A 22,722-nucleotide genomic window follows, 5' to 3' on the forward strand; every position below is an offset into this window, starting at 1 on the left:
TCGCTGCCCGGATCAGGCCCCCGAACCGCCTTGAGCACGCCGGGAGTTGACGCCCGGGGCCGCGCGAAGCGGCCGGCGCGGCGATGGAGGGCGCGGCCGGTGCGGGGGCCCGGGCGCCCCGCCGCGCAAGGAGCCGCTGGTCGGTGATCAGGGGCCGGACGGGGGTCGGCGGGCCCTCGCCGACCGGGGCGGTCGGCGGGACGGTCGGCCCGTGCGGGACGGCGAGCCGGCGGCGAGGCTGAAAGCCGGGCCGACGGGACGGGCGTCCGGGAGGCCCGGCCCGCCCCGGGACGGAAGCCCGAGACGAGAGGAGCGACCGCCGTGTACCACCGCAGCGTCGGCGAGATCATGACCAGCGAGGTCGCCCACGCGCGCGCTGACACCCCGCACCGGGACCTGGTGACGCTGTTGCGGCTGCGCCGCGTGAGCGGCGTCCCGGTGGTCGACCACGACGACAAGGTGATCGGCGTGGTGTCGGAGGCGGACCTGCTGCGCCTGCGCACCGACGGCACGGGGGCGGGCCACCGGGGCCGGTGGCCGGGGCTGCCGCCGCTCGTTCCGGTGCCCCGCCGCCTGGGGGCGGGGGCGGCCCGGGCGCCGGTCACGGCGGCGGCGTTGATGTCGACGCCCGCGGTCACCGTCCACCCGTATCAGCGGGCCGCCGACGCGGCCCGGGTGATGGACCGGCACCACGTCAACCGGCTGCCCGTGGTCGACGAGGAGGACCGGCTGATCGGCATCGTCACCCGGCACGACCTGCTGCGCGTCTTCGTCCGGACGGACGAGGCGATCCGCGCGGAGGTCGCCGAGGTACTCGTGCCCGCGGCCGGGGCCGCACCGCCCGGAGGGGTGACCGTCTCCGTGCGGGACGGGGTGGTGACGCTCGGCGGCACGGCCGCCCCGGAGGCCGCGGCGGCTGCCGTCCGGGGCGCCTGGCGGGTGGACGGGGTGGTCGGCGTGGTGAGCCGCTTGTCGTCCGGCCGCCGTCGGGACGGTATCTGACGGCACATCAGGAGCGCATGGGGTGAGCGGGGCCGATCCATCCGGCACCTCACCGCGCCGACCGGATCGACGCGCTCGAAACGGCCACCCCGTCCGGGCACTTGGCGCGTCGGGGCCACGGGGCCTCGGCGAGCCGTCGCCTCCCGACCGGCGCCGGGCCGTCGTTCACGCACGCCCGTACGCGAGGATCTACTGCGCGCCGGGGTGCCGCACGCGCCGTCAGGGAAGAGGACCGACCCGTGCCCAGCCGACTCGGTCGACGACATACCGGGGTCACGGATCCGCCCCTACGCGGCCGGTCCCGCCATGGCACTCACCGCACGGCTTCGGCACGCCCGGCTCGCTCAAGAGACCTCCTATAGTCACCTTTTCGGGTGGTAGGGCGCAGGGAGCGCATGGTCGGGCAGACAGTGGAGAGAGTGACCGTGCACGCATCGACCACCAACCCCCCGGCCCCCGGAGAGCACCCCCATGCGCCCACGCCTCACGGTGCCGAACCGGTCGGCCCGCACGGCCGGAGGGCAGGCCCGGAGAACAGCGGTGACGCACCCCCGCACGCCAACCGCCCGTCGCCGGGCCGCCGCCACGCTCCTCGCCGGGCTCGCGCTGCTGGCCTCCGTCCTGGCCGGCTGCGCGAGCCGGCCGCAGCCGCGCCCCGCCGCGCCGGACGACGTCGTCAAGGCGGCCACGCGGCGTCTCACGGACGCCTGTCTCATCCGGCGGGGCCTCACCCCGCCGGGCTCCGGGCGGGCCGCCGACCAGCGGCGGGTCACCGACGCGCTCTTCGGCACGGGCCGCCCGGAGTTGTCCGTCGCCCTGCCCACCGGCTACGTCGTACGCGCCCACACCGACGGCTGCCTGGCCGCCGCCCAGCAGCGCCTCTACGGTGACCAGCCCCGCTGGTTCCGGACGTCCGTGATCGTCGACAACCTGGTGCCCGAGGCCGACCACACCCACCGCAGCCTCGCCGAGGTCCGCGCCCGGCACCGCGCGGAGATCGCCGACTGGCGGCGGATGCGGGCACACGCCCTCACCGCGGCCGCCACCGTGCTCAACACCCCACCACCGACGGGAGAACCACGTCCATGAAGCGCCTGACCGCCCTCCTCGCCGCCGTCCTGATCTCGGCCGGTACCGCCCTGGCCACCTCGGCCGATGCCCAGGCGGCGCCGTGCCGCAGCGGTTATTTCTGCGTCTGGACGGACGCGAACTTCACCGGCATGAAGATCGAGCACAGCGGCGACGACCACTGGTGGGAGGGCGACATGAACAACCACGACTCGTCCTGGGCGAACCACGGCGTCTCCGGGCCGGGCGTCAAGGACCACGTCAAGATCTACGACGGCCGCGAGCTGACCGGAGGCGTCACCCTCTGCCTGTCCCCCGGCCAGGAAGTCGCCTACAACGGCCATGCGAACGACAGGGGTGGCTCCCACACTTGGACCATGGGGTGCTGACGCGTCACTGACGTCACAGTCCTCAGGAGCGTTCGCGGTGCGGTCCCCACCGCACGATGGCGGTGTGCCCGGTCAGGGTGGCAGCCCTCGCTGATGTGCCCGCTCAAGGCGGCGACGGCGGCCGGGCCGGCGACGTCCCACAGCCGGACGGTGGGGTCGCCACCGCAACCGGGAAGCCGCCGCCGGTCTCTTGACCGCGTCCGCGGGCGCCGCCGAAACTTGGAGAGGTCTCCAAGTTTCTTGCGGAAGGGCGTGGGGCGTATGCGGCCGGCCGAAGGAGGGCTGCGCGAGCGGCAGAAGGCCCAGCGGCGTGCCCGGATCCTCGACGCCACGCGCGAACTCCTGCGGGAGAACCCGGAGTCGGTGATCAGCGCCGAGCGGATCGCCCGGCGCGCGGGGGTCGCCCCGGCCACCGTCTACAACCTGATCGGTCCGCGCGAGAAGATCTGGGAGGCGCTCGCCGCCGGCTTCACGGACCGGCTGGAGCGCCGCCTGGCGGCGTCGGCGCGCGGCACCGCCGGGGGAACCGTCGATGGGACGGCCGGAGGAGCGGTCGATCCGAGGGAAGTCGTGGTGGCGACCGTCCGGTTGTTCGTGAGCGACCCGGTCGTGTCGCGCCGCATGGTGCGCGAATGGGAGGCGAGCGGCCTCGTGTTCCGCCGCAGCCCGCTCACGCAGCTCCGCCGGGCGATGGCGGACGCGCGGGATCGGGGCCTGCTGCGCGCCGACGTCGACACGGGCGCGCTGGCCGCCGCCGTCGCCACGTCGTGCGTGGGTGTGCTGCACCAGTGGGTCGCCGGTCTGATCGACGACGACCGGTTCTGCGCGCACGCCGTGTTCGCGCTGGACGTCGCGCTCGCCGCGGCGGCCGCGGCCCCTCACCGCGACCGGTTCCTGGCGCCGCTGCTCGTCCGGGGCGCGGCGTGACGCCCGGAGACCGCCCCCGTCTCCGGAGCTTCGTGGGCGGCGGCGGGGTCCCGCTCGCCGCGGACGTGTGGGGCGAGGCGTCCGCGCCGCCCGTCGTCCTGCTCCACGGCGGCGGCCAGACCCGGCACGCCTGGCACGGAGCGGGTCCCCGGCTGGCCGCGCTCGGATGGCGGGTCGTCGCTCCGGACCTGCGCGGGCACGGCGCCAGCGGATGGTCGCCCGATGGCGCCTACCACCTCGGCCTGTTCGCCGACGACGTCCGGGCGCTCGTCGCCGAACTCGGCGGCCGGCCGGTGCTCGTGGGCGCCTCGCTCGGCGGCTTGGGGTCGCTGCTCGCCGCCGGGGAGGCGCCCGGGGCGGACGTACGCGCTCTGGTGCTCGTCGACGTCGCCCACCGGCCCGATCCCCACGGGGCCCGCCGGATCGTCGAGTTCATGCGGAGTCGGCCCGACGGCTTCGCCGGCCTCGACGAGGCGGCAGCGGCGGTCGCCGCGCACCTGCCGCACCGCCCGCGGCCGGACGGCATCGAGGGGATGCGGAAGAACCTGCGGCGCCACGGCGACCGCTGGGTCTGGCACTGGGACCCCCGGCTGCTGGACGGCTTCGAGGGGCGGATGGACCCGCCCGGCATGGCCGCCCGCCTCCTCACCGCCGCGCGCGGCGCCGACGTACCGATCCTGCTCGTCCGCGGCGGGCTCAGCGACGTGGTGCGCGCGGACATCGCCGAGCGGTTCTGCGACGCGGTCCCCCGGGCGCGACGCGTCGATGTCGCCGGCGCGGGGCACATGGTGGCCGGTGACCGGAACGAGCACTTCGTCGACGCGATCGTGCCGTTCCTGGAGGAAGTCGGGTGAGGGCGGGGGCCGCCGGCCCTCCGGACGTCCCGGCCCAGGCGGGGCGCCGCCGGGCTCACCGGCCGCGGGACCGGCGGCGCGCGAACCAGACGCCCGCCGCGAGCAGGGAGACCGCGACGAGGACGAGCCCCGCGGTGCCCCAGAACCCGCCGGCGAGCCGGACGTCCGCCGCGGCGACCGCGGCGGCGGCGCCGAACGGCACCACGGCGAGAGCGACGACGCGCAGCAGCGCGACGAGCCCGGCCGTCCGGGGCACGTGGAGGCGCCGTCTGCGGACTCCGCCCGGCCGTGCGTCGGCGCCGGGGGTGTAGTAGCCGACGGCCTTGGCGCCCAGCCGCAGGGTGTTCTTCCGGTAGAGCACCGCCAGGGCGGGCACCCAGATCAGCGGCAGGACCATTCCGACGAGGAACAGGGCCACGATCGGGGCCGTCGAGATCACCTGCCGCACCCAGTCGCTCTTCTCCATTTTCCCCACGATGCCGAGGAGTTCGGCCATCCTGACGATCAGCGACCACCGGGTGCGCCGGGGGACCCGGCCCCGGCCCCCCTGCGGGTGCCGCTCCACCGCGCGCAGGGCCTCCATGGCCTCCTCGGCCGACGGGTACACGTCCTGGAGGACGAGCAGGTCCGCCACCCGCCGTTCGTCGCACGGGTCGTGTCCGGCGAGGACGGCCAGTTCGAGCACCATCTGGGCCTGGGAGAGCAGGGCGGCGACGAAGCTGACGGGCATGAGGACCACGAACGGGCCGCCGAGCACCGCGCCGTCGGCCATGGTCAGGCGCGTGCCGTGGACGATCACGTCCCGGCGGAGCGCGTCCTCCCCCGCCAGGGGGTCGCGCTGCCGCCGGCGGCTCACGTAGCCGGCGGCGCGCGGGCCGAACCGCCGTACCGCGAAGAAGGCGAGCTGCTCGGGCATGTGCCGGGGATCGGCCCAGATCATCGGCAGCAGCGCCTGGGCCTCCACCACCGTCGACTCGTCCGGCCGCGGGGACGGCTCTCCCCCGGTTCCCGGTCCGCCTCCGTTCATCCGGGCCCGCTTCCGCCGGCCGGCGGCCGGGCCAGCGCGGACTGTACGGCGCCGACGACGACGTGGGCGGCGACGCCGAGGAGCAGGATGTCGCCCGCCATCTGCACCATGGTGACGATCCGCGCCGGCTCCGTGCGCGGGACGATGTCGCCGAATCCGACGGTGCTGAACACGGTGAGGGCGAAGTACAGCGCGCCGGTCCGGTCGAGGTGCTCGGCGAAGCTGCCCGCCCGGGACTGCTCCATGAGGTAGTAGGTGGCGGCGAAGATCAGCAGGAACAGCGGGACCGTGACGGCGAGCGCCTCGACGGCCCGCAGGCGGGGCCGGGAGGAGCCCAGGATCGAGCGGATCTGCCAGGCGAACAGGGCCGCGACGGCGGCCAGTCCGAGGACGAGGCCCAGTGCGGTGGAGCCTTCGAACCTCTCGTTCAGGGGCAGGAGGTAGTAGGCGAGGACGAGCCCGGTCGCGGTGGCCAGAGGACGCAGCACGACGCTCATCGGCCGGCCTCCCCGGCCCGTCGCCCGGCGGGTCGCCCGGCCGCCCGCTCGGCCGGCAGCCGGCGGGTGAAGGCGAGGGCGCCGAGGGTGACGCCCGCGGTGGCCAGGATGGCGGCCCGGAGGGCGTCGAGCTGGGCCGTGGCGTAGGAGTCGACGACCGCGTCGGCCTCGGAGGGCGGGAGTCCGGCGCGTCGGGTGGCGGCGCGCACCTGGTCCGTGCCGACGAAGCTGACTCCGGCCTCCATGGCGGTCCCGGCCTGGTGCCGGGCGGCGTCCGAGATCTTCGGGTTGTCGTCGATCTGCGTGGTGAAGGCGTGCACGAGGGCGCCGATCAGCAGGGAGCCGATGAGCGCGGTGCCCAGGGACGAACCGAGGTTCTGCGCGGTGTACTGCAGGCCGCCCGCCTCGCTGCGTTCGTCCTCGCCGACGCTGGACTGCGTCACGTTCCCGAGCTGGGAGGCGAGGAGTCCCATGCCGAGACCGATGCCGCCCATCGCCAGGCCGAAGGCGAGGTTGTCGATCCGCGGTTCGATCGTGCCCAGCAGCCACAGGGCCGCCGCCAGCAGCACCAGCAGCCCGCACCGCACCACCGTGCGCGGTGCGGCGACGCGGCCGAGGAGGGGGCCGGCCATGGCGGACAGCAGCATGGTCACGGACACGGGCAGCAGCCGGAGACCGGTCTGGAAGGCGTCGAGGCCCTGGACGACCTGGAGGTAGAGGGGGATGACGAAGAACAGGCCGAGCAGCACGAGGTTCTGGCAGAGCAGCATGGTCAGCCCGGCGCGCAGCGGGGGGACGCGGAACAGGGAGAGGTGCACCAGCGGTTCCCTCCCCCGGTGCTGTTGCCGCCGCTCCCAGGCGCAGAACAGCCACAGCAGGACGGCGCCGGCCGCGACGACGAAGAGGGTCGGCGCGAAGCCGAGCAGGGTGAAGGGCGGGTTGCGGGGCTTGAGCCAGCCCCAGGAGCTGCTCTGCAGCACGCCCAGGACGACGAGGGCGAGCCCGGCGGCGGACAGGGCGACGCCCCCGGCGTCGAGCTTCCGCCGCGGCCCCGGCGGGACGTCGGGGATCCACCGCACGACGCACAGCATGGCGAGGACCACCACGACCTCGCCGGCGAACACCAGCCGCCAGGTCAGATACGTCGTCACCCACCCGCCGAGCAGCGGTCCGACGGCGATCCCGGCTCCGGCCAGCCCGCCGATGACGCCGTAGGCGACCGACCGCTCCCGGTCGCGGTACGCGCCGGCGACGAGCGCCGCGAGCGCGGGGAGGACGAGAGTGGCACCCAGCCCCTCGATCACCGACCAGCCCAGCGCCAGGACCCACAGCGACGGTGCCAGCGCGGTGATGGCGGACCCGGTGCCGTACACGATCAGCCCGAGGGTGAAGGCCCGGCGGCGCCCGAACGCGTCGCCGAGCTTGCCGCCGGTGATCATCAAGGCGGCCATGACCAGGGTGTAGAGGGTGATGACGCCCTGGATCGCCGTGACCTCGGTGTGGAAGTCCTCGACCAGCTTGCTGATCGAGACGTTCATCACCGACGTGTCCAGCACCATCAGGAACTGGGCCGTGCCGAGCACGATCAGGGCCCGCCATCGTTTCACGCCTGCACCTACTCCCGCGTCCGGTGCGCCCCCGGTGGGGCGAGGGGCTCCTGATCGCACCCTAGGACCGCACGGCGGCCGACCGGCGCCTTGGGCGCCCGCGTGCCACTCGCCCGGCCCAGTGAGCAGGGCCGGAACGCCCCGTATGCGATCACCGGCCGATGGTGGTGACCATGGGCATGAGGGGTCCGCCACCGCCGGACCCGCCGGGCCCGGCCCACGGGGCGACGATCCCGCGGCCACCGGACGACGCCCGGCCCGTCCACCGGCTCGCCGGGCCCACGCCGTCGAGGCGTCGGCCGCCCGCCGGGGACCGCACCGTCCGTCATCCGACGGCCGGCGCCCGCCCGCCGCCGGGGCCGCGGGCGCGGCACGCACCTTCCGTCTCAGGCCCGTCCCGATGCCGGGGCGGCGCCGGAGGGGAACAGCCCATGAGTCCACCCGCCACTCCCGGCCCGGCACCGGACGACCGTCCGCTGGGCCCCGGTGAACGCGCCGACTACGACCGGCTCCGCAAACGCGAGTCGCTGCGCGGCCGCCGGCTGCGGTACTCCGTGACGTCCGTGCTGCTGCTCCTGGTCTTCGTCCTCTCGCCGCTCGCGGTGGTGGCGACCTGGGCGAACAGCCAGGTCTCGGACACCGACCGCTATGTGCAGACCGTCGCCCCGCTGGCGAAGGACCCGTCCGTGCAGAAGGCCGTCACGGACCGGCTGACCACCCGCGTCGTCGACAACGTCGACGTCAACGGGATCAGCGACGCCCTGAGCAGCGCGCTGGCCAAGGCCGACGCCCCGCCGGGGATCGTGGACAAGTCGCACCTCCTCGCCGGGCCCCTCAAGAACGCGGTCACCACGGCCGTCCGCGAGGTGATCGACAAGGTCGTCACCAGCGACGAGTTCGCGGAGGCGTGGGACGGCGCCAACCGGCGGGCCCACGCGGCCCTGGTCAAGACGCTCACCGGCGAGGGGACCAGCGCGGTGGAGGCCAAGGGCGACGCCGTCGTCCTGGACCTCGGGACCGTCGTGGACAAGGTCCAGCAGAAGCTGGTCGACGCGGGCTTCGAGAAGGCCGCGAAGATCCCCGACACCGACCGGACGATCACCCTGTTCAAGACCGAGAAGCTCGACAAGGCGCAGGACGCCATGCGCCTGCTGAACACCCTGGGCGTGTGGCTGCCCGTCATCGTGGTCGTCCTGGCGGCGCTCGCCGTGTGGACGTCCCCCGCGCACCGGGTGACACTCGTCGCCGCGGCCGTGGGCATCGGCGTGATGATGGTCGTGCTGCTCGTCGGGCTCGCCATCGCACGGCGCGTCTACCTGGACTCCGTCCCGGCCGACGTCCTGCCCCCGGACGCGGCCGCCTCCGTCTACGACACGTTCGTCCGCTTCCTGCGGAACGGCACCCGCACGGTCCTCGTCGCCGCGGTCGTCACCGCGCTGGCGGGCTACCTCTACGGCCCCGGCCGGGGTGCCCGGTTCGTCCGCTCGGTGAGCACCAGGGGCACCGGGGCCACGGGACGGGCCCTGGCCCGCTCCGGGCTGCGCACCGGCGCCACGGGCCACTGGCTGGAGAGCCACCGGAAGTGGACCACCGGCGTCGTCATCGCGGCGGCGGCCCTGACCCTGTTCCTCTGGAACTACCCCACACCGGCCGCCGTGGCCCTGGTCCTCGGCGTCGCCGTCCTCGTCCTGGTGATCCTCGCGATCCTCGGCGCCGCGTCCACCGTGAACGGCGCACAGGACCGGAACCGACCGTTGCGACAGGAGTGATCCGATCATGAACGACACCGTCAACCTGGCCTACGACTACCCGCTCCTGGGCGCGTTGTGGACGGTCTTGTGGATCGTGCTGTGGGTCGCGTGGTTCATCCTGCTGTTCCGCGTCATCGCCGACGTCTTCCGCGACGACGACCTCAGCGGATGGGCCAAGGCGGGATGGCTGATCCTCACCATCCTGCTGCCCTTCCTCGGCGTCTTCGTCTACGTCCTCGTCCGGGGCCGGAGCATGGGCGCCCGGGAACGGCGCCACCTCCAGGCCCAACAGGAGGCGGTCGACCGGTACATCCGCGAGACGGCCGGCGAGACCGGCGCCACGAGCACCGCGGACGAGCTCCACAAGCTGTCGGAGATGCGCACCAGAGGCGACATCACCGACGAGGAGTTCCGCCTGGCCAAGGAGCGGATCCTGCGCTGACCGCCCGGAGGATCCGAAGGCGCGCCGGGCGGCCGGCGCGCGCTCTCGCGGGCGGGGTCGGCGGCCGGGGTGTCAGCGGGGGCCGGAGGCCGGGCCCGGGGCGCGGAAGGCGTCGCGGTGCCGGGCGGGGCTGAGGCCGCGGACCCGTTTGAAGGCGGCGCTGAGCGCGAAGGCGCTGCCGTAGCCGACCTGCCGGGCGACGGACGCCAGGGTGGCGTCGGACGAGGCGAGGAGGTCGGCGGCGAGGGAGAGGCGCCAGCCGGTGAGGTAGGACATCGGCGGGTCGCCCACCAGCTCGGTGAAGCGGCGGGCGAGGACCGTCCGGGAGACGCCGACCTCGGCGGCGAGCGCGGCGACCGTCCACGGCCGGGCGGGGTCGGCGTGCAGCAGTCCGAGGGCGGGGCCCGCCACCGGGTCGCCGTGGGCGCGGTACCAGGCCGGGGCCGCGGCGCCCTCCCGCGTCAGCCAGGCGCGCAGCGCGCCGATCAGGACGAGGTCGAGCAGCCGGTCCAGGACGGCGGCCTGCCCCGGTTCGTCGCGGCCCATCTCCTCCTCCAGCAGCGGCAGCAGGGGCGAGTGCCAGGCGCCGGCGGCCAGGTGCAGCACGTTCGGCAGGGTGTGCAGCAGGCGGCGGCCGACCTCGCCGGGGAGCTGGTAGGTGCCGCTGACGAGGACGTGCGCCGCGTCGGGGCGCGTGCCCCAGGTCCGTACGCCGCGGTCGAGTTCCGCGCACAGGCGGGCGCCGGCCGGGTCGGTCGCCACCTGGCCCGGGTGGATGATCGCGCGTGGTTCGGTCGAGGGGTGGTCGGCGACCGTGTACGGCTCGGGACCGCGGACGACCGCCAGGTCGCCGGTGCGCAGCCGCACGGGCGGGCGCCGGTCGTGCACGATCCAGCCGTCGCCGCGGAACATGGTCAGGACGGTCAGTGGCGCCTGGTCCCGGACGTGGATCGCCCAGGGCGGGTCGAACACCGAGCGCAGCAGGAAGGCGCCTTGGGCCCGGGTGCCGGCGAGGAGCGCGCCCAGCGGGTCGCCGCCGGCCGGTGCGGGGTCCGCGGGACGCTCGCGTATGCGGCCGAGGTCCTCGGCCATGGCCGCGGGCGGGGCCAGCGGGTTGACTTGCGGCATGGCACTGCGAACGGGGGTTACGGGAATGTCGGTCGTACGCATGGCGGTCCTGTTCGGGGCGGTGGTGACCACCGGGCTCGGCGCCGGGCTGTTCTACTCCTATGCCTGCTCGGTGATGCCGGGGCTGGCCCGCGCCGACGACCGGACGTTCGTCGACGCGATGCAGCGGATCAACGTGGCCATTCTCAACGGCTGGTTCATGCTCTCCTTCCTGGGTTCGCTGGCGCTGATCGTGCTCGCCGCCGTGCTGGAGTGGCGCGGTGGCGGTGGCGGCCGGACGGTGCTGCTGTGGATCGGGGCGGCCGGCGTCTTCCAGCTCGCCGTTCTGGTGATCACGGGTGCGGTCAACGTACCGCTGAACAACACGCTCGCGGCGGCCGGTTCCCCGGATCGCATCACGGACTTCGCCGCCGTGCGCGGCGCCTTCGAGGCCACCTGGGTCCGGTGGAACCTGGTGCGCGCGCTGGCCTCCACCGCCTCCTTCGCGTGCGTCTCCTGGGCCCTGCTGCTCGCCGCCCGCACTCCGGCCGCCGACTGAGCCCGCAGCGGACGAGCAGGGGCGGAGGCGCGGACTGTGCGGCGGGGCGGCCGCGGCACCGCCGCCCCCGGGCTCGCGGCGGGGGCGTTGTCAGTGGGCCGGGATATGGTCCCTCACACGATCCCGAACAGCGCGAACTCACGGCATCCAAGGGGGAGATCAGTCATGTCCAGCACCGGAAGCGGCACGTACGAGGGGTTCACGGCCGAGGAGCGGGCCGCGATGAAGGACCATGCCCGGGAGGTCAAGGCCGCGGCGCGGCGCGCTTCGCGGGCGGACAAGGCAGCGGAGGCGGAGCGCGAGGTCCTCGCCAAGATCGCGGGTATGCGGGAGTCGGACCGGGTCATGGCCGAGCGCGTCCACGCCGTCGTCACGGCCGGTGCCCCGGAGCTCGCGCCGAAGCTCTGGTACGGGATGCCCGCCTACGCCCGGGACGGCAGGATCGTCTGCTTCTTCCAGAGCGCGGAGAAGTTCAAGGCGCGGTACGCGACGCTCGGGTTCAGCGACCAGGCGCGGCTGGACGACGGCCCGATGTGGGCGGCCGGGTTCGCCCTGACCGAGGTGACGGCCGAGGTGGAGGAGCGCATAGCGGAGCTGGTGAAGCGGGCGGTGGGCTGAGGCGCGCGCCCGGCCGTCCCGGTACGGGCGGTACGGGCGGTACGAGCGGGAGCGGGCCCGGCCCCTGGGAGCCGGGCCTGGGCCGGGCTCGCCGGGCCGGACCCGCCGGAGCCGGGCCCATCCGGAGCCGGGCTCGCCGTGCCTCAGCGGCCGCCCTCCCTCAAGGCGATCCCCTGGAGGTTGTAGACCAGGCCCTCGTTGGACTCGGCGAGGGAGCGGTGCAGCACCTGCACCTGGACGTCCAGCGGTGTCCCGGGCTCGATGCTGTGCCCGGTCGCCGGGGACTCGATGACGACGTGTCCGTCCGCGCTGCCGTCCTTCACCACCGTGTACCAGTGGTCCGTGACCGCCGGGTTGACCCGGCTCCCGGCCGGCAGCCCGTCGAAGGAGAGCTGCCACTGCTGGACGCGGTTCTCGCTGGCGGCCAGGGTGAAGGTGTAGGACCAGACGTATCCGGCGGCCTCGGGAGGCCAGCTCTGCTCGAACCCGTTCTTCGTCTTGATGGTGATGTCGATCTTCGGCGGGCTCACCCTGGTCGTCACGCTCCCGGCCTTGTCCGGCGAGGTGTTGACGACGTCCGGTGTCTCGATCTTCGACGTGCTGGTGATGTCGCCGGTGAAGCCGCGCTCGACCGTGCCGGTGACGCGGATGACGGCCGCCCCGCCCCGGGGCAGGTGCAGGGGCTGGGTGAAGTCCCCGCCCGAGATGGTGCCTTCGCCGGCCGTCGCGCCCCCGGAGAGCTGGGGCGTCTCGAACGCCGGTCCGGTGAGGTGCGGGGTGAGGGTGCCCGTGAGCCTGGCGGCGGGTACGGCGTCCGGGCCCTTGTTCTCGACCGTCATGGTGTAGGAGATCTGCTTGCCCGAGTCGGCCGTGGCCGGCCCCCGCATTCCGAGGGGGACTTCGGCGGACGGCGGTGCCGTGACCGTCGTGGTGACGGAGTCGGAGTACCGGGTCGCGATGTTGGCCCGCGTCTCCGAGGTGACGGTCGCGTCGCAGGTGATGCTGCCGCTGGTACCGGTCGCGACGGTGCCGTCGAGCGGGATGACGGCCGTGCCGCCCACCGGGAGGCACAGCGGCTGGGTGAACGTCCCGTCGGTGACGGTGCCGGTGCCCGCCGTGGCGCCGCCGCCGAGTTCGAGCGGTCCGAAGGCGGCACCGGTCACCTCGGTCGGGAGCTTGCCGGTGACCTTGGCGTCCGGGACGGCGTTGGGGCCCTTGTTCTCGACCGTGATCCGGTAGCCGATCGGCGAGCCGGCCCTCACCGTCCGGGGTCCCGTCATGGCCAGCGGGAATTCGGCGGGGAGCGTCACTTCGAGGTCGCGGACCTCGTAGTTGTTGGTGAGCGCGCCCGTGGCGGCCGACAGGCCGAGCTTCAGCGTGGCCGGGAGCGCGGCTTGCCCGGGGGCGTTCCGCAGGTCGTAACCGTCGATCAGGCGCCGCCAGTTGTCGTCCTCGCGGACGGAGACGGTCACCTTGCGGTCGATGATCGAGAGGAGGAGGCGGGTGGGCTGCTCCCGGCCGGTGCCCAGCGGGGGCAGGGACGCGCCGACGAGGTAGCGGTAGCCGTCGTACGCGTCGCCCGAGCCGCGCAGCACGGCGCTGTCCGGCCGCGACCCGGGCCCGGTGTCGCCGGCCTCGCTCGGGTTGGAGAACGAGCCGTGCTGGTCGACGCCGATGCCGACGTAGCCGTGGGAGACCCCGGGCCGCCGGTCCGGCTGCCCCTTGCGGTAGCAGGCGTAGCCGAGGGCGCCGCCGGGGCCGCCCACGTCGGTCTCGTGCGCGCCGTCGATGAGGAAGAACGACATCCCGTCGGCCGGGTCGCCGCCGCCGTACGCGGCGAGGTCGAACTGTACCGAGATGCCGTCGCTGCTGGGGAAGGCGACGTCCAGCAGGGCGGTCCCCGCCTTGAACGGCTGCGCCGGCGTGAGGCTGAGCCAGCCCTGGCCGGTCATCCGCGCGGAGCCGTGCAGCTTCCAGCCGGGCGGGGTGGCGGAGCCGGCGAAGGACTGCTTGTAGGGGAACAACGACATCCCGGAACCTCCGTTGCGGGGGGGAGGAGCGCATGCGGACGCGCCACAAATGCGCGGACGTGCGTGACGACGCGAACGTACGGGCGCTCCGGACCGCCCGCACCGGCGGCATCCCGCCACCGGTGCGGGAACCGGCCCCTCCGGCCGCGGGGGCGGCCACCCGGCGCACCCGGCCCGCCCCGGTGGCCCGGCCGTGCGCCCGGCGCACCCGGAATATGCCCCTGACCATGGCCGGAAGGAGTCCATAACCGTTTCTGCCACCGGGTGCCCGGAGCGTCATTGGCCTGCTTTGGCGCCTGGCCGCGCCCGCCCGGCCCCGAGCGGGCGGGGTGAGTCCGGTCTCACTCGGGCGGCGGGCCTTTCCTATGAAACAAGTTGCATAGATGATCCAGGGCATGGCGCTCGAGCACGCGATCCTCGTTTCCCTGCTGGAGAAGCCGGGCTCCGGCTATGAGCTGGCCCGGCGGTTCGAGCGGTCCATCGGGTACTTCTGGACCGCCACCCACCAGCAGATCTACCGCGTCCTGAAGCGGATGGTGGGCGACGGCTGGATCGACGTCCGGGAGGTGCCCCAGCAAGGGCGGCCGGACAAGAAGGAGTACTCGGTGGCGGGCCCGGGCCGCGAGGCGCTCGCCCGCTGGCTGCGGGAGCCGGTCGAGCCGGAGGGCCTCCGGCACGATCTGGCGGTGAAGATCCGGGGCGCGGCCTTCGGGGATCCGGCCGAGCTGGTCGACGAGGTCGAGCGGCACCGCCGGGTGCACGCCGAGCGGCTCACCCACTATCTCGCGGGCGAGCGGCGCGACTTCACCGGCCCCGAGGCGCCTCCGGCGCTCGACGCCGGGCAGGAGCTCCAGCACGCCGTCCTGCGCGGCGGGATCGCCTACGAGCGGATGACGCTCGCCTGGCTGGACGACGTCCTCGCCACCCTGCGCCGCATCGGCTCCGGACGCCGTTGAGCGGCCGGACATTCCCCACTCCCCCACCCTCCAGCCCCCGAGTCCCCTCGAGTCCCCCAGTCCCTGGTCCTCCGAGCCGGAAAGGCGAGCCTCCATGGCCGACCCGCTGCTGTTCAACCCGCGCACCTACGACCCCGCGCACTTCGACCCCGAGACCCGCCGGCTGCTGCGCGCCACGGTCGACTGGTTCGAGGAGCGCGGCAAGCGCAAGCTGATCGAGGACTACCGTTCCCGTGCCTGGCTCGCGGACTTCCTGGCCTTCGCCGCCAAGGAGGGGCTGTTCGCGACGTTCCTCACCCCGGCCGCGGCCGCCGAGGGCGACGCGGACAAGCGCTGGGACACCGCCCGCATCGCCGCGCTCAACGAGATCCTCGGCTTCTACGGGCTCGACTACTGGTACGCGTGGCAGGTCACCATCCTCGGCCTCGGCCCGGTGTGGCAGAGCGACAACGCCGCCGCCCGCGCCCGCGCCGCGGAACTCCTCGCGGACGGCGAGGTGTTCGCGTTCGGCCTGTCCGAGAAGACGCACGGCGCGGACATCTACTCCACCGACATGCTGCTGACGCCCGACGGCGAGGGCGGCTTCCGCGCCACCGGCTCGAAGTACTACATCGGCAACGGCAACGCCGCGGGCCTCGTCTCCGTCTTCGGCCGCCGCACCGACGTCGAGGGCCCCGACGGCTACGTCTTCTTCGCCGCGGACAGCCGGCATCCGGCGTACCACCTGGTGAAGAACGTCGTCGATTCCTCGAAGTTCGTCAGCGAGTTCCGGCTGGAGGAATACCCGGTCCGCGCCGAGGACGTGCTGCACACCGGCCGCGCCGCCTTCGACGCGGCGCTGAACACGGTGAACGTCGGCAAGTTCAACCTCTGCACCGCCTCGATCGGCATCTGCGAGCACGCGATGTACGAGGCCGTCACCCACGCGCACAACCGCGTCCTGTACGGCCGACCGGTCACCGCCTTCCCGCACGTGCGCCGCGAGCTGACCGACGCCTACGTCCGGCTGGTCGGGATGAAGCTGTTCAGCGACCGCGCGGTCGACTACTTCCGCTCGGCCGGCCCCGACGACCGCCGCTACCTCCTCTTCAACCCCATGACGAAGATGAAGGTGACCACGGAGGGCGAGAAGGTCGTCGACCTGATGTGGGACGTCATCGCGGCCAAGGGCTTCGAGAAGGACAACTACTTCGCGCAGGCCGCCGTCGAGATCCGGAGCCTGCCGAAGCTGGAGGGCACGGTCCACGTCAATCTGGCGCTGATCCTCAAGTTTCTCCGCAACCACCTGCTGGAGCCCGCCGGGTACGCGCCCGTGCCCACCCGCCTCGACGCCGCCGACGACGCGTTCCTCTTCCGCCAGGGTCCCGCCCGCGGCCTGGGCTCGATCCGCTTCCACGACTGGCGGACCGCCTTCGACGCGTACGCCCACCTGCCCAACGTGGCCCGCTTCCGGGAGCAGGCGGACGCCCTGTGCGCGTTCGTCACCACCGCCGCGCCGGACGAGGAGCAGAGCCGCGACCTCGATCTGCTGCTGTCCGTGGGGCAGTTGTTCGCGCTCGTCGTGCACGGGCAGCTGATCCTTGAGCAGGCGCGGCTGACGGGGCTGGACGAGGATGTGCTCGACGAGCTGTGTGCGGTGCTCGTCCGTGACTTCTCGGCGCATGCCGTCGAGTTGCACGGCAAGGACTCGGCTACGGAGGCGCAGCAGCGGTGGGCGCTCGGTGCGGTCCGCCGGCCCGTCGTGGACGAGGGGCGCTCGGCGCGGGTCTGGGATCGGGTGGAGGCGCTGTCCGGGGCGTACGAGATGGCGCCGTAGGGGGCGCCTGCGGCGGGCCGTGCCCCGGTCCCGCCCTTTCACCGTTTCTTGCGGGGGCTCCGCCCCCGCACCCCCGAGGACGAGCGGCGAAGCCGCGACCAGGGGGTCTGGGGCGCAGCCCCAGGAAACGGCGAAAGGGCGGGATTGGGGACCGGCACCTCAGCCACTCACCGGTGTCCACCGGATACGCGTGCTGCACACCGACACCACCCCCGCCGCCACCGCCACCGCGGCGAACCCCCACGCCAGGCCGCTCGCGTTGGCGATGAAGCCGATGAGGGGCGGGCCGGCGAGCAGACCCGTGGTGCCCATCGCGGCGACCAGGGTCAGGGAGTCGGAGCCCTGCCGGGCCGCCGCCGCGTAGACGCAGGGAGTGACGGCCGCGATGCCCAGCCCGACGCAGGCGAACCCGGCGAGGGCCGCCGCCACGCCGCCGCTCAGCAGCGCGAAGGCGAGTCCGGCGGCGGCGAGGGCGCTGCCGAGGAGGACGACGCGGCCGTCGCCCCAGCGGTCCCGCCAGCCGTCGGCGAAGAGGCGGGCCACGACCATCATTCCGGAGACGACGGCGATACCCAGCGGCGCGAGCCCGGCGGACGCGTCGGCGACGTCCTTCATGTAGAGGGTGGACCAGTCGTTCATGGCGCCCTCGGTGACGGTGCCGAAGGCCATGGCGCAGCACATCCAGAGGGTGATCCGGGACGGCAGGGCCCGCCGTCCGCCGCGCGTCCGCTTCTTGACGGCCTCCCCCGGCTGATGGTCCGTCAGCAGTCCCTTCCACGCGGATGCGTTGAGCAGGACGAGGAGGGCCGCGGCGACGCCGAAGTGCGCCATCACGGACGAGGTGACCGCGGTCGTACCGGAGGCGAGCAGGGCGGCGAGCAGCGAGCCGCCGCTGAACGTCGCGTGCAGCCGGGCCATGGCCGTGCGCTCGAACCTCGCTTCGAGGGCGGCACCCTGGGCGTTCATGGCGACGTTCAGGCAGCCGACGCAGACGCCGTCCACGGCCAGCACCAGCAGCGCCACCGGGTAGTTGGGGGCCGCCGCCAGAGCCGGGAGCAGCAGGGCCAGGGCGAGCTGGGACAGCAGGGCGAGCCGCCGGGAGCCCAGCCGCTTCATCAGCAGCGCCACCAGGGGGAACGACACCGCCGCGCCGATCCCCGCGGCCATCAGCAGGACGCCGACCTCGGCCGTGGACAGGCCGAGTTCCGTCTTGAGGGCCGGGATCCGGGCGGCCCAGGTGGCGTACTGGAAGCCCAGGGAGCAGAACAGCGCGACGATCGCCAACTGGGCGCGCTGGAAGGGGTCGTGGAGTCGGAACACGTACATCAGCTCGCTTCGTGGTGCACGGGCGGGCCGTGCGGCGCCGTCCCGCCCGGTGGGGGGTCGTCGGTGTCGTCGGCGGGCACCGGCCGGGACATGTAGACGGCCTGCGGGCCGTAGCCGTCGGGCAGCGCCACGTCCGGGTGCGCGGCGAACCCGCGGGCCGACCAGAACGCCTCGCTGCCGCCGACGGCGACGAGCGAGATCCGTTCGTCGCCGCGCGTCCGGGCGGTGCGCGCGAGGTGCCGCAGCAGGTGCCGGGCCAGTCCCCTGCGGCGCAGGTGGGGTGCGACGACGATGTCGTGCAGGTGCAGGTTGGCGGCCGGGTCCACGGGCTCCTCCCGCTCTCCCGGCTCCCCCGGCTCTTCCGGCTCTTCCGGCCGGGTGAGGTCGGGGCAGCGGAAGGCCGGGTAGGGCAGGGCCAGCAGGTAGCCGGCCGGCCGGGAGTCGACGTCCAGGACGAAGCAGGTGTCCGGGGAGGCGTCCGCGCGGGACCGCAGCGCGGCGCGCCCTTCGGAGAGGCCGAGCGCGGTGTAGGCGCCGGCCTCCAGCGCCACGACGGCGTCCCAGTCGCGTTCGGCGATGCCGCGGACGCGGATACCGCCGCTCACCGGGTCCACTCCGCTCCGTCGTCCGGGGAGCCCGGGGTGCCGGCGCAGGTGTACGGCAGCGGGGCGATCCCGTTGAAGCCCTGGGTCATGTAGCTGGTGGCGTAGGCGCCGCTGGACAGCACCCACACCGGGTCGCCGGAGGCGAGGTCGCCCGGCACCTCGACGGGCGCGTGCCCGGGGGTGTGGGCATCGTCGCTGTCGCAGGTGGGCCCGGCGAGGACGGCGGGGACGTACGCGGCGTCGTGGTGTCCGGGGAACACCAGCCGGTACTGGAGTGCGTCCATCTCGTACAGGCCGTTGAACTTGCCGACGCTGAGGTAGAGCCAGTGCTGCCGGCCCCCGTCCGGACGGGGGCGTTCCGCGAGGCGGACGACATGGGCCCGGACGGCGCCGTGGTCGGCGACGAGGTGCCGTCCGGGTTCCACGACGAAGTCCAGCGGCGCGCCGTGGATCCGCCGCAGCGCGGCCGCTCCCTCGCGGATGGCCGCGAAAATGGCGCCGAGCGGCGGGTCGAGGGGCAGGCCGCGCCGGTCGAGGTAGCCGAGGGCGGGCAGGCCGCCGCCGAGGTTGACGTGGTCCAGGGTGATCCCGCGCCCGCGCAGGGTGGCCAGCACCTCGCCGAGGGACGTCAGCGCGTCGCGCCACGCCTCGGCCGTCATCTGCTGGGAGCCGACGTGCACGGAGAGGCCGGACGGGGTCAGGCCGAGTTCGCGGGCGCGTTCCAGGACGCGGACGGCCTGGCCGGGCGGGCAGCCGAACTTGTGGGTGAGGCCCCACAGGGCGCCCTCGCCGCTGGTGGCCACGCGGCAGAAGACGCGGGCGCCGGGGGCGTGCCGGGCGATGGCCGCCACGTCCTCCAGGCTGTCGGTCGCGAAGTCGCGGATGCCGAGCCGGTGGGCGTGGGCGATGTCCCGGTCCGACTTGACGGTGTTGCCGTAGTGGATGCGGCCGGCCGGTACGCCCGCCCGGAGCGCCTGCTCCATTTCCAGCGGGCTCGCGGCGTCGGCTCCGGCGCCCGCGCGGGCCAGGGTGGCGAGCACCTCGTCGACCGGGCACGCCTTCATGGCGAACCGGACGTCCACGCCCGGGAGTTGCCGGCGCAGTTCGGTGTAACGGGCGCGGATGCCGTCCAGGTCGTAGACGATCCGGTCCTCGTCGGCGGCGGCGAGCGCCGCGAAGAGGGGGGTGGCGGCGGGGCTGTCGCACAGGGTCGTGGTGCTCATCGGGACCGTCCCGACGGGGTGCGGACGAGGGGGGTGGTGCGGGCGGCGCGGATCAGGGCCTCCCACGCCTCGGTGAGCAGGGCGAAGTCCTCGATGTCGCGCCGGGCCTCGTCGAGGAGGCGCTCGCGGCGGCCGGCCAGCAGGTCGGCGAAGGCCGCGTACCGGCCGCCGAGGCGGCGGTAGGCGGCGTCGAGGGCGTCGAGCCGCCGGACGTTCCCGGCCCGGTCGAGGCCGGCGCTCTCCCGGGCGAGCGCGGCGACGGCGGAGGCCCGGACCCGTCCGCCGTCGTCGAGCAGCGCGTCGCCGGCCTCGGCCATCCGGGCGTAGACGGCGTTGAAGTAGAGCATGGACAGCAGGAACTTGGCGTAGCGCAGCTGGTAGGCCGTGAAGCCGGTGTCGGTACGGCGCTCGCCGGTGTAGTAGTTGACGATGTGCCGGTTGTGCAGGACGCCGGGGAGTCCGGCGTCGTGGACGAGGTGGATGAGGAAGTAGTCGCTGCCGATGGTGTCGGTGGCGGGCGGCAGCGGTACGCGTTCGTGGACGTCGTGGAAGGCGATGTTGCACATGTCCACGCGCATCGGGTCGACGAGGGTGAGCAGGGAGCGGTCGGCGCGGAAGGGTTCCGTGCCGGCGCCGCGGAAGGACTCGGCGACGAGGTCGCGCTTCTGCTCGTCGGTCCAGTCCTCGGGCGCCCAGAGGCTGACCACGTCGTGGTAGACGGCGGGGTCGAGGGCCTCGATCTCGCCGATGTCGACGGAGAGTTCGCCGATGAACGAGGCGCCGACCATGGCGACCCGGCGGTCCAGCCGCTCCGGGGCGAGGGCCGTCGCGGTGACGTCGGCGCCGGCGTCCGCGGCGCGCCGGCCCAGCGACGTCAGCTCGTGGTGGATGGGGTACACCGGTGCGCCGTCGAGGGTCTGGTACCGGCTGTCGGAATCCCTGCGGTGGACGGACGCGCAGCCGAGCGCGGCGGCGATGAGGAACGCGCGGTTGGTGCAGGCGCCGTAGGAGAGGCGGTCGGGGAGCATCAGGTCGAGCAGCAGCTCGGGCTTGGGCCCGCCGGCGTCCGTGATCACCCGGCGGAGGAAGTCCCGCTGCGCGGCCTCGTCGAGGTGGTGCGCCGTGATCCGGGGGTGCGCGGGCAGCCGGCGGACGGCCTCGGCGTGCGCGGCGGTGTCGGCGGGCGCGCAGGAGTCGAGGACGAGCAGGTGCACCTCGACGTCGAAGTGCTCGACGGCGTAGGCGGCTTCGCGGCCGACGGCGGCGATGGTCTCGGCGCAGGGCCTGTTGGTGGGCAGGGTCAGACAGATTCCGCGCATATCTCTTCCTCGGTGGCCCGGCCGGTGTCGGCGGTCGTGGCGGCCTCGGTGGGCGTGCCGGCGTCGTCGGCGTCGGTGGGTCCGCCGTGCCACGTGCGCAGGCCCAGCAGCTTGGCGCCCAGGTCGTTCAGTTCGGCCCGCCCGTAGCGCAGGGACTCGTGCCGGACGGCGTCGCCGAGGAGCGTGGCGTTCCAGTCCGGTGTGGCGAGGTCCCGCCAGGAGGCGATGCGGGAGGCGCGCAGGGCCCGGTGGTTCTCCAGGGCGGGCATCATGGACAGGTACTGGACGGCGCGCACCCCGTTCTCCGAGGTGTTGGGCGCCACGCCGTGGGCCAGCAGGCCGTTCCAGATGAGCAGGTCGCCGGCGCGCAGTTCGGGGCGGACGACGGGCATGTCGTCGCGGTCGACCCGGGGCCGGATGGGGTCCCGGTCGTCGGGCTGGAGGGCCTTCCAGCGGTCGAAGCGGCGGAAGAGTTCGGGGCAGCACTGGAAGCCGCCGACGTCGGGCCGGGTGTCGTCGAGGGCGATGATGCCCTGGACGCGCTGCGGGAGGATGCCCTGGGAGGTGTCGACGTCCCAGTGCAGCTCGATGTCGAAGCCGCGTTCGCGGTGTTCGATCAGGGAGCGGGAGCGGTTGCGGACGTTGGGCGGGTTGAGGTTGAGCCGGTCCAGGGTCACCCACAGCTCTTCGCAGTCCCACACGTCGACGAAGGCGTCGTAGACGCGCCGGGTCTGCCGGCTGTCCCAGATGAGCTGGTGGTGGTACGCCTCGACGAAGCCGTAGACGTGCAGTTCCCGGTCCAGGTCGGAGCGCCACTCGCGGTCCTGGTACCAGGTGTCCGGCCGGTCGGGGTCCATGCCCTGGAAGTCCCAGGCGAAGTCGAGCAGGCGCCGGGCGGCGGCCGCGGGGATCGCCTCGCGGACGACGACGTAGCCGTAGGTCTGCCAGAAGGCGAAGTCCTCCTCGGACAGCACTCTGAGGGGCCGTCTCTTGCGCAGGTCCCTCAGCTGGGTGCGGGCGAGGTAGGTCTCGCCGTCCGCGCTGAAGTAGGGGACGTCGGTGACGGCTCGGTGGAGGTAAGGGTCAGCGGTCGGCATGCGGTACTCCGGATCCTTTCTGTCGCCCCCCGGATCTGGGAACGCCAAACGGTGCACGGTGGGCGCGAGGGGCGCCGGCGCATGCCGGGGGCCGCCTTCGCGCAGGGGTGGGTCGCGGTCCGGCCGGTGGGTCCGGAACGAGGGGTGGCTGGGGCCGTGGGGCCGCCTGTGGGGGGTGGGAGCCGGGTCGCGGCTCGTTCACGCCTCCGAGAACGGCGCCCGTCTCGGGCCGTGGTCCCGGGCGCCGCCCGGGGGCCGGTGAGTCCGTGTCGGTTCTTCCGGGCCGCGCGCCTCACGCGCCCCACGCTGTATGTGCACCCGATCAAGGTGGACTAGACCAACTCAGAATGTCAACATCCGAATTGAGATCATTTCAGCCGCTCATGATCCATTCGCCCGCTCTGCGCGGGCGCGCGTGAGACCCCGTCAGGCGGTGAACGAACCTCGCGAATGCGGACGTTGCCCGTCGAAGTGATGCCGCCCACCCTCTTGACACATGCGG

The 22,722-nt window shown here is 74.0% G+C and carries 21 protein-coding genes; 11 read left to right on the forward strand and 10 right to left on the reverse strand.

Annotated features, from left to right (window positions below):
• Positions 1-321 precede the first annotated feature (321 nt).
• The 5 genes from J7W19_RS00670 (at position 322) to J7W19_RS00690 (ending at position 4,240) form a co-directional block, all read left to right on the forward strand.
• Positions 322-1,002: a CBS domain-containing protein gene (locus tag J7W19_RS00670; RefSeq protein ID WP_004940537.1), complete on the forward strand. Its 681-nt coding sequence runs from the start codon at positions 322-324 to the stop codon at positions 1,000-1,002.
• A 540-nt stretch (positions 1,003-1,542) separates the two neighbouring features.
• The gene (locus J7W19_RS00675) at positions 1,543-2,091 is read left to right on the forward strand and encodes a hypothetical protein (protein ID WP_004940541.1); all 549 of its coding nucleotides are present in this window, start codon (positions 1,543-1,545) and stop codon (positions 2,089-2,091) included.
• Positions 2,088-2,459 carry a peptidase inhibitor family I36 protein gene (locus J7W19_RS00680; protein ID WP_004940542.1) on the forward strand — a complete coding sequence of 124 codons (372 nt, stop codon included), beginning with the start codon at positions 2,088-2,090 and terminating at the stop codon, positions 2,457-2,459. The genes J7W19_RS00675 and J7W19_RS00680 overlap by 4 nt, the downstream gene beginning before the upstream one ends.
• Before the next feature lie 261 nt (positions 2,460-2,720).
• Entirely contained in the window at positions 2,721-3,386 is a 666-nt protein-coding gene (locus J7W19_RS00685) for a TetR/AcrR family transcriptional regulator (RefSeq protein WP_004940544.1), read from the forward strand.
• 32 nt (positions 3,387-3,418) lie between these two features.
• Entirely contained in the window at positions 3,419-4,240 is an 822-nt protein-coding gene (locus tag J7W19_RS00690) for an alpha/beta fold hydrolase (RefSeq protein ID WP_004940545.1), read from the forward strand.
• A gap of 55 nt (positions 4,241-4,295) precedes the next feature.
• Here the strand turns inward: J7W19_RS00690 and J7W19_RS00695 are convergent, their stop codons facing one another.
• The 3 genes from J7W19_RS00695 to J7W19_RS00705 are packed head-to-tail and all read right to left on the reverse strand — an operon-like array spanning position 4,296 to position 7,371.
• A complete protein-coding gene (locus J7W19_RS00695) occupies positions 4,296-5,267 on the reverse strand; it encodes a hypothetical protein (protein WP_158688732.1) in 972 nt (323 codons plus the stop codon).
• Positions 5,264-5,764, reverse strand: coding sequence for a potassium channel family protein (locus J7W19_RS00700; protein ID WP_004940549.1), 501 nt, complete (start codon positions 5,762-5,764; stop codon positions 5,264-5,266). The genes J7W19_RS00695 and J7W19_RS00700 overlap by 4 nt, the downstream gene beginning before the upstream one ends.
• Positions 5,761-7,371: an MFS transporter gene (locus J7W19_RS00705; protein ID WP_004940552.1), complete on the reverse strand. Its 1,611-nt coding sequence runs from the start codon at positions 7,369-7,371 to the stop codon at positions 5,761-5,763. Before J7W19_RS00705 ends, J7W19_RS00700 begins: the two co-directional genes overlap by 4 nt.
• A 431-nt stretch (positions 7,372-7,802) precedes the next feature.
• Between J7W19_RS00705 and J7W19_RS00710 the strand changes: the two genes are divergently transcribed.
• Positions 7,803-9,140 (forward strand): hypothetical protein, encoded by a 1,338-nt coding sequence (locus tag J7W19_RS00710; RefSeq protein ID WP_004940554.1) that lies wholly within the window; start codon positions 7,803-7,805, stop codon positions 9,138-9,140.
• 7 nt (positions 9,141-9,147) lie between these two features.
• On the forward strand, positions 9,148-9,564 hold the full coding sequence (locus J7W19_RS00715; protein WP_004940556.1) for an SHOCT domain-containing protein: 417 nt from the start codon (positions 9,148-9,150) through the stop codon (positions 9,562-9,564).
• Positions 9,565-9,636: 72 nt separating this feature from the next.
• Here J7W19_RS00715 and J7W19_RS00720 read toward each other — a convergent pair whose 3' ends face one another.
• A complete protein-coding gene (locus J7W19_RS00720; protein WP_051072494.1) occupies positions 9,637-10,656 on the reverse strand; it encodes an AraC family transcriptional regulator in 1,020 nt (339 codons plus the stop codon).
• Positions 10,657-10,690: 34 nt separating this feature from the next.
• Here J7W19_RS00720 and J7W19_RS00725 point away from each other — a divergent pair, with 34 nt between their 5' ends.
• Complete coding sequence (locus J7W19_RS00725) at positions 10,691-11,230, forward strand: anthrone oxygenase family protein (protein WP_233478041.1); 540 nt, start codon at positions 10,691-10,693, stop codon at positions 11,228-11,230.
• A 165-nt stretch (positions 11,231-11,395) separates the two neighbouring features.
• Positions 11,396-11,848, forward strand: a complete 453-nt coding sequence (locus J7W19_RS00730) for an iron chaperone (RefSeq protein ID WP_004940564.1) — start codon at positions 11,396-11,398, stop codon at positions 11,846-11,848.
• 143 nt (positions 11,849-11,991) lie between these two features.
• Here J7W19_RS00730 and J7W19_RS00735 read toward each other — a convergent pair whose 3' ends face one another.
• On the reverse strand, positions 11,992-13,878 hold the full coding sequence (locus J7W19_RS00735; protein ID WP_004940567.1) for a DUF11 domain-containing protein: 1,887 nt from the start codon (positions 13,876-13,878) through the stop codon (positions 11,992-11,994).
• Positions 13,879-14,273: 395 nt separating this feature from the next.
• Here J7W19_RS00735 and J7W19_RS00740 point away from each other — a divergent pair, with 395 nt between their 5' ends.
• Complete coding sequence (locus J7W19_RS00740) at positions 14,274-14,834, forward strand: PadR family transcriptional regulator (protein ID WP_040888235.1); 561 nt, start codon at positions 14,274-14,276, stop codon at positions 14,832-14,834.
• A 94-nt stretch (positions 14,835-14,928) separates the two neighbouring features.
• Positions 14,929-16,650, forward strand: a complete 1,722-nt coding sequence (locus tag J7W19_RS00745; RefSeq protein WP_004940571.1) for an acyl-CoA dehydrogenase family protein — start codon at positions 14,929-14,931, stop codon at positions 16,648-16,650.
• Between the two features lie 159 nt (positions 16,651-16,809).
• Here the strand turns inward: J7W19_RS00745 and J7W19_RS00750 are convergent, their stop codons facing one another.
• The 5 genes from J7W19_RS00750 to J7W19_RS00770 are packed head-to-tail and all read right to left on the reverse strand — an operon-like array spanning position 16,810 to position 22,220.
• Entirely contained in the window at positions 16,810-17,976 is a 1,167-nt protein-coding gene (locus J7W19_RS00750) for an MFS transporter (protein WP_004940574.1), read from the reverse strand.
• Positions 17,976-18,581, reverse strand: a complete 606-nt coding sequence (locus tag J7W19_RS00755) for a GNAT family N-acetyltransferase (protein ID WP_051072495.1) — start codon at positions 18,579-18,581, stop codon at positions 17,976-17,978. Before J7W19_RS00755 ends, J7W19_RS00750 begins: the two co-directional genes overlap by 1 nt.
• Positions 18,578-19,804: a type III PLP-dependent enzyme gene (locus tag J7W19_RS00760; protein ID WP_004940578.1), complete on the reverse strand. Its 1,227-nt coding sequence runs from the start codon at positions 19,802-19,804 to the stop codon at positions 18,578-18,580. Before J7W19_RS00760 ends, J7W19_RS00755 begins: the two co-directional genes overlap by 4 nt.
• Positions 19,801-21,123 (reverse strand): DUF6271 family protein, encoded by a 1,323-nt coding sequence (locus tag J7W19_RS00765; protein ID WP_004940580.1) that lies wholly within the window; start codon positions 21,121-21,123, stop codon positions 19,801-19,803. The genes J7W19_RS00760 and J7W19_RS00765 overlap by 4 nt, the downstream gene beginning before the upstream one ends.
• Positions 21,105-22,220, reverse strand: a complete 1,116-nt coding sequence (locus J7W19_RS00770) for a phytanoyl-CoA dioxygenase family protein (protein ID WP_004940582.1) — start codon at positions 22,218-22,220, stop codon at positions 21,105-21,107. Before J7W19_RS00770 ends, J7W19_RS00765 begins: the two co-directional genes overlap by 19 nt.
• Positions 22,221-22,722: the final 502 nt, after the last annotated feature.

The organism is Streptomyces mobaraensis NBRC 13819 = DSM 40847, assembly GCF_017916255.1.
Lineage (GTDB): Bacteria > Actinomycetota > Actinomycetes > Streptomycetales > Streptomycetaceae > Streptomyces > Streptomyces mobaraensis.

Coding starts and splice junctions, on each gene's coding strand:
- J7W19_RS00680 (WP_004940542.1), top strand. CDS start 2,088: ATGAAGCGCCTGACCGCCCTCCTCGCCGCCGTCCTGATCTCGGCCGGT.
- J7W19_RS00685 (WP_004940544.1), top strand. CDS start 2,721: ATGCGGCCGGCCGAAGGAGGGCTGCGCGAGCGGCAGAAGGCCCAGCGG.
- J7W19_RS00695 (WP_158688732.1), bottom strand. CDS start 5,267: ATGAACGGAGGCGGACCGGGAACCGGGGGAGAGCCGTCCCCGCGGCCG.
- J7W19_RS00700 (WP_004940549.1), bottom strand. CDS start 5,764: ATGAGCGTCGTGCTGCGTCCTCTGGCCACCGCGACCGGGCTCGTCCTC.
- J7W19_RS00710 (WP_004940554.1), top strand. CDS start 7,803: ATGAGTCCACCCGCCACTCCCGGCCCGGCACCGGACGACCGTCCGCTG.
- J7W19_RS00715 (WP_004940556.1), top strand. CDS start 9,148: ATGAACGACACCGTCAACCTGGCCTACGACTACCCGCTCCTGGGCGCG.
- J7W19_RS00720 (WP_051072494.1), bottom strand. CDS start 10,656: ATGGCCGAGGACCTCGGCCGCATACGCGAGCGTCCCGCGGACCCCGCA.
- J7W19_RS00725 (WP_233478041.1), top strand. CDS start 10,691: ATGGCACTGCGAACGGGGGTTACGGGAATGTCGGTCGTACGCATGGCG.
- J7W19_RS00730 (WP_004940564.1), top strand. CDS start 11,396: ATGTCCAGCACCGGAAGCGGCACGTACGAGGGGTTCACGGCCGAGGAG.
- J7W19_RS00735 (WP_004940567.1), bottom strand. CDS start 13,878: ATGTCGTTGTTCCCCTACAAGCAGTCCTTCGCCGGCTCCGCCACCCCG.
- J7W19_RS00740 (WP_040888235.1), top strand. CDS start 14,274: ATGGCGCTCGAGCACGCGATCCTCGTTTCCCTGCTGGAGAAGCCGGGC.
- J7W19_RS00745 (WP_004940571.1), top strand. CDS start 14,929: ATGGCCGACCCGCTGCTGTTCAACCCGCGCACCTACGACCCCGCGCAC.
- J7W19_RS00750 (WP_004940574.1), bottom strand. CDS start 17,976: ATGTACGTGTTCCGACTCCACGACCCCTTCCAGCGCGCCCAGTTGGCG.
- J7W19_RS00760 (WP_004940578.1), bottom strand. CDS start 19,804: ATGAGCACCACGACCCTGTGCGACAGCCCCGCCGCCACCCCCCTCTTC.
- J7W19_RS00765 (WP_004940580.1), bottom strand. CDS start 21,123: ATGCGCGGAATCTGTCTGACCCTGCCCACCAACAGGCCCTGCGCCGAG.
- J7W19_RS00770 (WP_004940582.1), bottom strand. CDS start 22,220: ATGCCGACCGCTGACCCTTACCTCCACCGAGCCGTCACCGACGTCCCC.